This is a genomic window from Pseudomonas sp. GM84 (assembly GCF_000282535.1).
Lineage (GTDB): Bacteria > Pseudomonadota > Gammaproteobacteria > Pseudomonadales > Pseudomonadaceae > Aquipseudomonas.
Window position 1 is genome coordinate 1 of record NZ_AKJC01000129.1, and the last position, 9,390, is coordinate 9,390.

Sequence of the window (9,390 nt, forward strand, 5' to 3'; positions counted from 1 at the left end):
CAAGCCGGCTCCCACCGGGATCTCTCCAACCCCTGTGGGAGCCGGCTTGCCGGCGATGGGGCCCTGTGCAGATCAGAACAGCACTTTCGCCACGTCGGCAAAGCGTTTGGCGAAGTGTACGGTCAGCCCTTCACGCAGATAGTCGGGTAGCTCCTCGAAATCACCGCGGTTAGGCTCGGGCAGGATCAGCTCGAAAATCTTCTGCCGTCGCGCCGCAATCACCTTCTCGCGCACGCCACCAATCGGCAGCACCTGGCCGGTGAGCGTCAGTTCGCCGGTCATCGCCACGCCTTTTTTCGGCGGCTGGTCGCGGGCCAGCGACAACAGGGCACTGGCCATGGTGATACCGGCACTTGGGCCGTCCTTGGGCGTGGCACCTTCGGGTACGTGCAGGTGAATGAAGGCTTCATTGAAGAAACCTGGGTCACCGCCAAACTGCTGGAGGTTGGAGCTGACGTAGCTGTAGGCGATCTCGGCGGACTCCTTCATCACGTCACCGAGCTTGCCAGTGAGCTTGAAGCCACGGTTCAGGGTGTGGATGCGCGTCGCTTCGATCGGCAGGGTAGCGCCACCCATGCTGGTCCAGGCCAGGCCCGTGATGACACCCTTGCCGGCCAGCACTTGCTCGCTGCGGAACACCGGCATGCCCAAGGCGGATTCGAGATCCTTGTTGCCGATCTTGAGCTTGGCATCCGGGTTTTCCAGCAGCTTGACCACAGCCTTGCGCACCAGCTTGCCCAACTGCTTTTCCAGTTGCCGCACGCCGGCCTCGCGGGCATAGCCCTCGATCACCGTGCGCAGGGCGCTGTCGCTGATGCTCAGGCTGGTCTTGGCCACACCGGCCTTGTCCAGTTGCTTGGGCCACAGGTGGCGCTTGGCGATGGCCAGCTTTTCTTCGGTGATGTAGCCCGACAGGCGGATCACTTCCATACGGTCAAGCAGCGGGCCGGGGATCGAGTCCAGGGTGTTGGCGGTGCACACGAACAGGACCTTGGACAGGTCCAGGCGCAGGTCCAGGTAGTGGTCGAGGAAGTCGACGTTCTGCTCGGGGTCGAGGGTTTCCAGCAGCGCCGACGCCGGGTCGCCCTGGTAGCTCTGGCCCATCTTGTCGATTTCATCGAGCATGATCACCGGGTTCATCACCTCGACATCTTTCAATGCCTGCACCAGCTTGCCGGGTTGAGCCCCGATGTAGGTACGGCGGTGGCCCTTGATCTCCGCCTCGTCGCGCATGCCGCCGACACTGAAGCGGTAGAACGGCCGGCCGAGGGATTCGGCGATGGACTTGCCGATGCTGGTCTTGCCCACCCCGGGCGGGCCTACCAGCAGGACGATGGAACCGCTGATCTCACCTTTCCAGGCGCCCACGGCGAGGAATTCGAGGATGCGTTCCTTGATGTCGTCGAGGCCGGCATGGTGCTGGTCGAGCACCTTGCGGGCATGCTTGAGGTCGAGCTTGTCCTTGCCGTACACGCCCCAAGGCAGGGCGGTGGCCCAATCCAGGTAGTTGCGGGTGACGGCGTATTCGGGCGAGCCGGTTTCGAGGATGGCCAGTTTGCCCATCTCGTCGTCGATACGTTTCCTGGCCTGGTCCGGCAGGGTCTTGCCCTGCAGGCGCTGCTCGAACTGTTCGAGGTCGGCGCTGCGGTCGTCCTTGGTCAGGCCCAGCTCCTGCTGGATGACCTTGAGCTGCTCCTTGAGGAAGAACTCACGCTGGTGCTCGCCAATCTGTCGATTGACCTCGGCGGAGATCTCGTTCTGCAGGCGTGCGACCTCGACTTCCTTGCGCAGCATCGGCAGGACTTTCTCCATGCGCTTGAGCATGGGCACGCAATCGAGCACTTCCTGCAGCTGGTTGCCGGTCGCCGAGGTGAGTGCTGCGGCGAAGTCGGTCAGCGGTGACGGGTCGTTGGGGCTGAAGCGGTTGAGGTAGTTCTTCAGCTCTTCGCTGTACAGCGGGTTGAGCGGCAGCAGCTCCTTGATCGCATTGATCAGGGCCATGCCATAGGCCTTGACCTCGTCGGTCGGCTCGGCCGGCTGGTGCGGGTACTCGACCTCTACCAGGTACGGCGGGCGATGGTGTTTGAGCCAGGTGCGGATGCGCACCCGGGTCAGGCCCTGGGCGACGAACTGCAGCTTGCCATTCTCGCGGCTGGCGTGGTGAACCTTGACCAGGGTGCCGTACTGCGGCAGGGCCGAGGTGTCGAAGTGGCGATGGTCTTCCGGTGGGGTGTCCATGAAGAACAGCGCCAGCGAGTGGTGCGGGGTCTTGGCCACCAGGTCGAGGGTTTCGGCCCACGGTTCTTCGTTGACGATCACCGGCAGCACCTGGGCCGGGAAGAACGGGCGATTGTGGATCGGAATCACGTAGACCTTGTCCGGCAGCTGCTGGCCGGGCAGGGCGAGGGCGTGGCCGGGTTCGGCCTGTGTATCGAGGTGTTCGGCTTCGCTGTGGGCGTCGGGTGGTTGCGGGAAATCCTGCTGGTTGCTCATGGGGCACCTGCGTGAATGACTATGGTGCTTAGATGGGGCGCGGGGGGAAGGGTTTCAATGGTAGACGAAGGGAGCAGGGGAGGGGTTTCATCTTCAGTAGTCTTTACCGGCCTCATCGCCGGCAAGCCGGCTCCCACAGAGACCCCACTGCTTTCAAGGCCTGTGGAGTACCTGTGGGCGCCGGCTTGCCGGCGATAGCGGCGGTAAGCTCACCGCCGCAGCCGAAGATTACTCAGCCAATTTGTAAGCGATGATGTAATCGCCCATCCGGGTACCCAGCGAGCCGTGGCCGCCCGCGACGATCAGCACATACTGCTTGCCGTCCTTGCCGCTGTAGGTCATCGGCGTGGCCTGGCCACCCGCTGGCAGGCGCGACTTCCACAGCTCCTTGCCATTGTTCACGTCATAGGCGCGCAGGTACTGGTCGAGGGTGCCGCTGAGGAACCCGACGCCACCGGCGGTGACGATCGAGCCGCCCATGCTTGGCACGCCCACCGGCAGGCCGATCGGCACCGGGGTGCTGTCACGGGTGGTGCCGTTCTTGCGCTTCCACACGACCTTGTTGGTGAACAGGTCGATGGCCGCCACGTAGCCCCAGGCCGGCGCCTGGCACGGTACGCCCAGGGGCGACATGAACGGGTGCATGGTCACCGCGTAAGGTGCACCGGTGTTCGGCTGTACGCCACTGGTCTCGCTTTCGCGCTTGCTGCCGGCGGCAACCTGCTCGCGCGGTACCATTTTCGACACGAAGGCCATGTAGTTGGGCGAGGTGAACAGCAACTGACGCACCGGGTCGACCGAGACGCTGCCCCAGTTGAACACGCCGACGTTGCCTGGGTAGACCAGCGAACCTTGTTCGGACGGCGGCGTGTACTGGCCTTCATAGCGCAGCTCGCGGAACTGGATGCGGCACAGCATCTGGTCGAACGGAGTGGCGCCCCACATGGCCTGTTCGGTCAGCTCAGGGCCGAGCAGGTTGAGGTCGGAACGAGCCTGGGTCGGCGCAGTGTGGTCACCTTTGACGGCGCCCTGTGGCACCGGGATCTCGCGAATCGGCACGATCGGCGTGCCGTCGCGGCGGTCGAGCACGTACAGGCTGCCCTGCTTGGTCGGCACGATGATCGCCGGCTTGATGTCGTCCTTGGTCTTCAGGTGCACCAGGGTTGGCTGGCTGCCGACGTCCATGTCCCACAGGTCGTGGTGGGTGAACTGGTAGTTCCAGCGCGCCTTGCCGGTGGCCAGGTCCAGGGCGACCACGCCAGCGCTGTACTTCTCGGCACCTGGGGTACGGTCAGCGCCGTACTGGTCGGGGGTCTGGTTGCCCAGTGGCAGGTAGACCATGCCGAGGTCTTCATCGACGCTGGCCAGCGACCACATGTTGGCCGAGTTGCGGCTGTAGGTCTTGCCTGGGGCCAGTGGCTTGGTGTCGTCCGGGTTGTTGCTGTCCCAGTTCCACACCAGGCGGCCATCGTGCACGTCGTAGGCGCGGATCACGCCGGACGGTTCGTTGGTCGACTCGTTGTCGGTGACGTGGCCACCGATGATCACCAGGCTGCGGGTGACCGCCACCGGGGAGGTGGAGTAGTAGCCGCCGGCGGTGAACGGGCCGATGCCTGTGGTCAGGTCGATTGCGCCCTGGTTGGCGAAACCTTCGCAGACCTTGCCGTTGTCGGCATTGATGGCGATCAGGCGGGCGTCGGCGGTTGGCAGGTAAAGACGACGCGGGCATGCCTGGGCCACCACTTGGCCTGCGTCGGAGACTTTCGGTGCCGGGCTGCCATCACGGCTGACGTAGGCATTCTCGTCATAGTACGAGACCCCGCGGCAGGTCATGTGGGCAAAGCCCTTGAAGGTGCCTACAGGGGTCTTGATCTGCGGATCGAAGCGCCAGATCTCGGCGCCGGTATCCGGGTCCAGCGCCAGCACCTTGCTGTGGGCGGTGCAGGCATAGAGCATGCCGTTGGCTTTCAGCGGCGTGTTCTCGTTGGTCAGTTCGACCGGGTCGTTGTCGTTCGGCAGGTCGCCCGTGCGAATACGCCAGGCCTCTTCGAGGCGGTAGGCGTTCTGTGGGGTGATCTGGCGCAGGGGCGAGTAACGGTCGCCATGCTCGGTGCGGCCATAGGCCTGCCAGTCGCCGTCAGGCATGGCCGGCGCGGCGCTGCCCATTTCACTGTTGTCGCGGCCGAGCTCACCGAACACTTCGCCTGGGTGGGTGAACTGGCTGCCCAGCGCGCAGGCGCCGGAGGCCAGTACCGCCACGCTGAGCAGCGCAGTGTTGGCCGTATTGGCCGGGCCGGTCAACGGGCGACGTGCCCACGGCAGCAGCAGGACCACACCGATGGCGAACCAGATAGCCAGGCGCGGCACCAGTTGCCACCAGTCCAGGCCCACTTCCAGAAATGCCCATACGGTACTGCCCAGCAGTACCAGGCCGTACAGGCCCAGGGCGATGCGGCGCTGGGCCAGCAGCAGGATGCCCGACAGGGCAAAGCCGATGCCGGCGAGCAGGTAGTAAAGCGACCCGCCGACCTGGCTCAGCTTTATTCCGCCCGCCAGCAGGGCCAGGCCCATCAGCAACAGCAGCACGCCCATCAGGCGCGGTAGCCAGCGGCTTCCATTCTTGGCACCGTCAGTGCTCATCGTATGTTCTCCGTTAGGTTGAAAATTGTTAGAACGTGCTCTGGATCTTCAGGCCGCCGACCACGGCGTCGTCGACCTGCGACACCCCGCCCGGATGGCGGATGTACTGCAGGTTCGGGCGCACGGTGAGCCAGTCGGCCAGGTGAATGCCGTAATAGAGTTCGGCGCTGTATTCGGTGTCCTGCACCGGCAGGTAACCCGGATCGTCGTAGTCGTCGAGCCCGGCGGCCTGGTTGGCCAGGCGGGCGTTCTTGCGGTAGGCGGGATTGACGTGCACGCGGGCGAGGGCGAAGCCGATGTCGTCCTTGGCGCGGGCGTCGAAGGGGCCCTTGAATAGCAGTCCTGCCTGAACATAGTTGTCGATGGCATTGGTCTTCTTGTCGTGCACCGTGGCGTTGGCGAACAGGCTCAGGCCACGCGATCGGTCGGATGCCAGCGAAGTGACTTGCTGCTGGGCCCCGATCCATAGGCCGTGCTTGCTCGAACTGCTGCGGTAGGCGTCGCCACTGATGGCGGCCGGCTGGCCGTTGCTGTCGTTCAGCACATCCTGAGCCTTGGCATTACTGTAGTAGTAGCCGGCGCGATATTCCCCTTTCAGGCCATTGACCGTCGGGCTCCAGACCAGTTCGATCGGCATCACGGCGCCCTGGGTGCCGCTGCCGCTGAGCTTGAACCCGTTGCCTGACTCGAGGTTGGAGGGGTTCTGCTCGTATACGCCGACCTGGGCGTACAGCGTGTCATCGAGGTTGTAGCGTACCCGCAGGGCCCACTGGCTGACCGGCCAGTTGTACCAGACGCTGCCGGCCCAGTTGCCCACCTGCGAGCCGCAGAAGGCCAGGTTCTGGAAGTCGCAGGGGAAGCTGTTGAAGTCCTCGCCTTCGCCGAAACGGCCGAATTTCACGTCCAGGGCGCCGTCGAAGTACTTCTGCTTGATCCACATCTGCGTCAGCCGCCAGGTTTCGCCCCGACCCCAGACTTCCTGGGCGGAGGTGAAACCGCCGACGCGCGGGTCGTTGATGCGGTCGTTGCTGATGTTGTCGCCGTGCCGTTCGGTGATCGTCAGCTGCACTTCGGTGTCTTGCCAGCCGAGGATCTTTTCCAGGTCCAGGAGGCTGGCGAAGGTGAACTGGTCGCTGTAGCGCGCGGTGCGGTCATGGTCGTAGCCGCCGTGCAGGTTGCTGCCCATTTCGCCGGTGTAGCCGAGGGTGAAGTCGTAGCCTTGTTCCAGCAGTTCGCTGCGGGTGCCGCCCCAGTCGCCCAGCATCCAGGGGGAATCGCTGGCGAACGGTTCACTGGCGCTGGCGGGAGTCGCCAGGGCACCGAGGGCAAGGCCGATGTAACAGGGTTTGGGCAGTTGGAGCATGAGGTAGCGCTATCTTCTGATTATTGAAAAAACGGCAAGCGCATCGAAGGCTGGGCCTTCAATGGATATGGCGACAAGATGATCTAAGTGAAGCGTTTCAGCTTGCGGCGGGAGGATATAGGGGAAATTGTAAGAAAAAAAGACAAATTGTCGCAGTTGATTATTACCGAAGTGGTAACAGTCCAGTGAATACCCCTGCCGTAGTCAAAATTCAATGGCTTTGCGAGGGCTTGTGGGAGCGGGCTTGCCCCGCGAACACGGGCAAAGCCCGTGCCAGGCGGCTTTGTTGCCTGGGCCGGCCTCTTCGCGGGGCAAGCCCGCTCCCACAAAGTTTCCCTGGGCAATCAGAAGGCAGTACGCAGCCCAACTTCAACACTACGCCCAGGCGCCGGCGCAATATCCCGCAGGATCGAACTGGCATAACGCACGGTCTGGTCCGTCAGGTTCTCGCCCCGCACGAAGGCCAGCCACTGGCTCTGACCGATGTCGAAGCGATAACCCACGCTCGCCCCCAGCGTGGTATAGCCATCGGTGCTGGTCTCATTGGCCGGCGCACGGTGCTGCGAGGCGGCATGCTGAACATCGACCCGTGCCTGCCAGCGTTCCAGCTCCCAGACCAGGCCACTGTTCAACCGCAGCGGCGCGATGCGCGGCAACGGCTCGCCGCTGTCGAGGTTCTTCGCCCGGGTGTAATCGCCAGACAGCTCAAGCGCAAAGCTGCCATGACGGTTCTCCAGCAGTTGCCAGCGGTCCTGGGCCTCGATGCCATAGAACCGCGCCCGCACGCCTTGATACTGGTATTCGGGCAAGTCGCCGTGGTCGTGGTCGTGATCCTCGTCGCCATGGTCATGGTCGTGCCCTTGGCGCAGATTGCCGGTACCGATCAGCCCGATGTAGTTGCGAAAGTGGCTATAGAAGACCCCGACGCTGCCTTTGTGCGTAGCGTTGTCGAAGCGCAGGGCCAGGTCGGCGGAGATGGCCTTTTCCTTGTCCAGGTTGGCATCGCCGACCTCGAACGCCCCGGTGGCGACGTGGGCGCCGTTGGCGTACAGCTCGTAGAAGGTCGGCGCCCGTTCGGTGTAGGCGAGGTTGGCAGCCAGCGACCAGATCGGGTCGAGCTGGTACACGGCCCCCGAAGACAGGCTGTAGGCGTTGAAACTGCTGGCGCTATCGGCATCGGCGAAGTTCTCGTTGCCTTTGGCATCCGGGTCCACGCGGGTATGTTCCAGCCGGGCGCCAAGGCTCAGGTTCAGGCGTTCGCTGGCCTGCCATTGCTCCAGCATGAACAGCGCCAGGCTGTCGGTGTCGGTGTGCGGAACGAAGGCTTCCTCACCGAGGGCCGAGAATTCGTTGCGGCTGACCTGGGCGCCGAGCACGCCTTCGAGTGGGCCGAGCGGTTGGTGGCGGGCTTCGATGCGTGCCTCGTAGCCTTTGTTCTTGAAGGTGGTGTGTACCTCGCCGCTCTCGATCTCGCGGTGCTGGTAGTCGGTGTAGCCGGCATCGACCTTGACCGAGCTGAACGGGCCGTCCAGGTCACGCAGCTCGGAGGCAAAACCGTAGTGGTCCTGCTGCATGTCCAGGCGCACGCCGGGTTCGGCGACCGAGCCATAGTTGCTGTCGTAGCGGCTGTAGGACAGGCCGGTATAGCCATGGTCCCAGTGGTAGGCGCCGCCGATCGCACCGCCATCCTGGCGACCGTCGCTGTTTTCCAGGCGATGCTTGCTGCCCGGTTCGTCGGCGCTGCGCGCGCTCGAGCTGCGTGCATAACCGGGTATGCGCAGGTCGTTGAACTGGCGGCTGTTGGCGTCCAGGTGCAGGGCGAAGGTGCCGTCGCCGGCCTCCAGTTTGCCGGCGCTGCTGCGGGTGGTGTCGGCGCCGCCGTAGCGCAATTCGCCCGCACCGTGAATGCCCTCCACCGGCGCGTCGGGGATCCGGTTGTCGAAGGTGTTGACCACGCCGCCAATGGCATTGCCCCCGTACAGCAGGGCGGCAGGGCCGCGAACGATTTCCACGCGCTCGACGGTAACCGGGTCCAGGGGGACGGCGTGATCGTAGGACAGCGACGAGGCATCCAACGCGCCAACGCCGTTACGCAGGATGCGGATGCGATCGCCGTCCAGGCCACGGATGACCGGGCGACTGGCGCCTGGACCGAACCAGGTGGAAGCGACCCCGGGCTGCTTGTTCAAAGTTTCACCGAGGCTGCCGTGTTGCTGCTGCAGCAGGTCGTCACCGGCGAGCACGCTGCTGGGGGCGGCCAGCTGCTGAGTGCCCAAGGGATTGGCGGTGATGACCTGGGGTTCGAGTTCAACGGCCTGGGTGGGCGAGGCGGCAAACAACAGCGCGACCGAGAGAGGGGAGAGGCGTAGCGGGATGTGCAGCATGGGGCTGTGACGTTCCTTGGCAGAGGCTTTTGTGTTGTTACAATATAACATCACTATTTCAGCACAGAGCTTTTGCCCCTGGCCAGCCTTTTTCGCGGAGCACTCCAGATCCCACCCACCACTACACTCGTGTAAGGTGCGCATCTTTTTTCAACGCTGGAGCACTGGCATGAGCACGGCCCAACACAACGCGCTGCACGGCAAGACCCTCGAACAGATCCTCACCGAGCTGGTGGCGCACTACCAATGGCAGGGTTTGGCCGAGCGTGTGGATGTGCGCTGCTTCAAGAGCAACCCGACCATCAAGTCGAGCCTGACCTTCCTGCGCAAGACACCCTGGGCGCGGGAGAAGGTCGAGCAGCTTTACGTGAAGCTGCAGCGCCAGGCCTGATATGCCGCGACATCCCTGCTTGACCTTGGTGGCCGTGCTGGGCTGGCTGGGTCTCACGGTGCAGGTCTACCTGGTGCTGCTGGCGCGCTGGCAGGAACAGGCCAGCCTCATCGGCGGGG

Annotated in this window: 5 protein-coding genes and 1 pseudogene; 2 read left to right on the forward strand and 4 right to left on the reverse strand. The window is 64.0% G+C overall.

What is annotated here, in order from left to right:
• Positions 1–72: 72 nt before the first annotated feature.
• The 4 genes from lon to PMI38_RS11510 form a co-directional block, all read right to left on the reverse strand.
• Positions 73–2,493 (reverse strand): endopeptidase La, encoded by a 2,421-nt coding sequence (gene lon, locus PMI38_RS11495; RefSeq protein ID WP_008093982.1) that lies wholly within the window; start codon positions 2,491–2,493, stop codon positions 73–75.
• A gap of 228 nt (positions 2,494–2,721) precedes the next feature.
• Positions 2,722–5,133, reverse strand: coding sequence for a glucose/quinate/shikimate family membrane-bound PQQ-dependent dehydrogenase (locus PMI38_RS11500; RefSeq protein ID WP_008093984.1), 2,412 nt, complete (start codon positions 5,131–5,133; stop codon positions 2,722–2,724).
• A gap of 28 nt (positions 5,134–5,161) precedes the next feature.
• Positions 5,162–6,496, reverse strand: a complete 1,335-nt coding sequence (locus PMI38_RS11505) for a carbohydrate porin (RefSeq protein WP_008093986.1) — start codon at positions 6,494–6,496, stop codon at positions 5,162–5,164.
• A 344-nt stretch (positions 6,497–6,840) separates the two neighbouring features.
• Positions 6,841–8,880: a TonB-dependent receptor gene (locus PMI38_RS11510; protein ID WP_008093988.1), complete on the reverse strand. Its 2,040-nt coding sequence runs from the start codon at positions 8,878–8,880 to the stop codon at positions 6,841–6,843.
• 169 nt (positions 8,881–9,049) lie between these two features.
• Between PMI38_RS11510 and PMI38_RS11515 the strand changes: the two genes are divergently transcribed.
• Both PMI38_RS11515 and PMI38_RS27890 read left to right on the forward strand, forming a co-directional pair.
• On the forward strand, positions 9,050–9,271 hold the full coding sequence (locus PMI38_RS11515; protein ID WP_008093990.1) for a VF530 family DNA-binding protein: 222 nt from the start codon (positions 9,050–9,052) through the stop codon (positions 9,269–9,271).
• Position 9,272: 1 nt separating this feature from the next.
• Positions 9,273–9,390, forward strand: a pseudogene (locus PMI38_RS27890) (Pr6Pr family membrane protein); the annotation flags it as partial.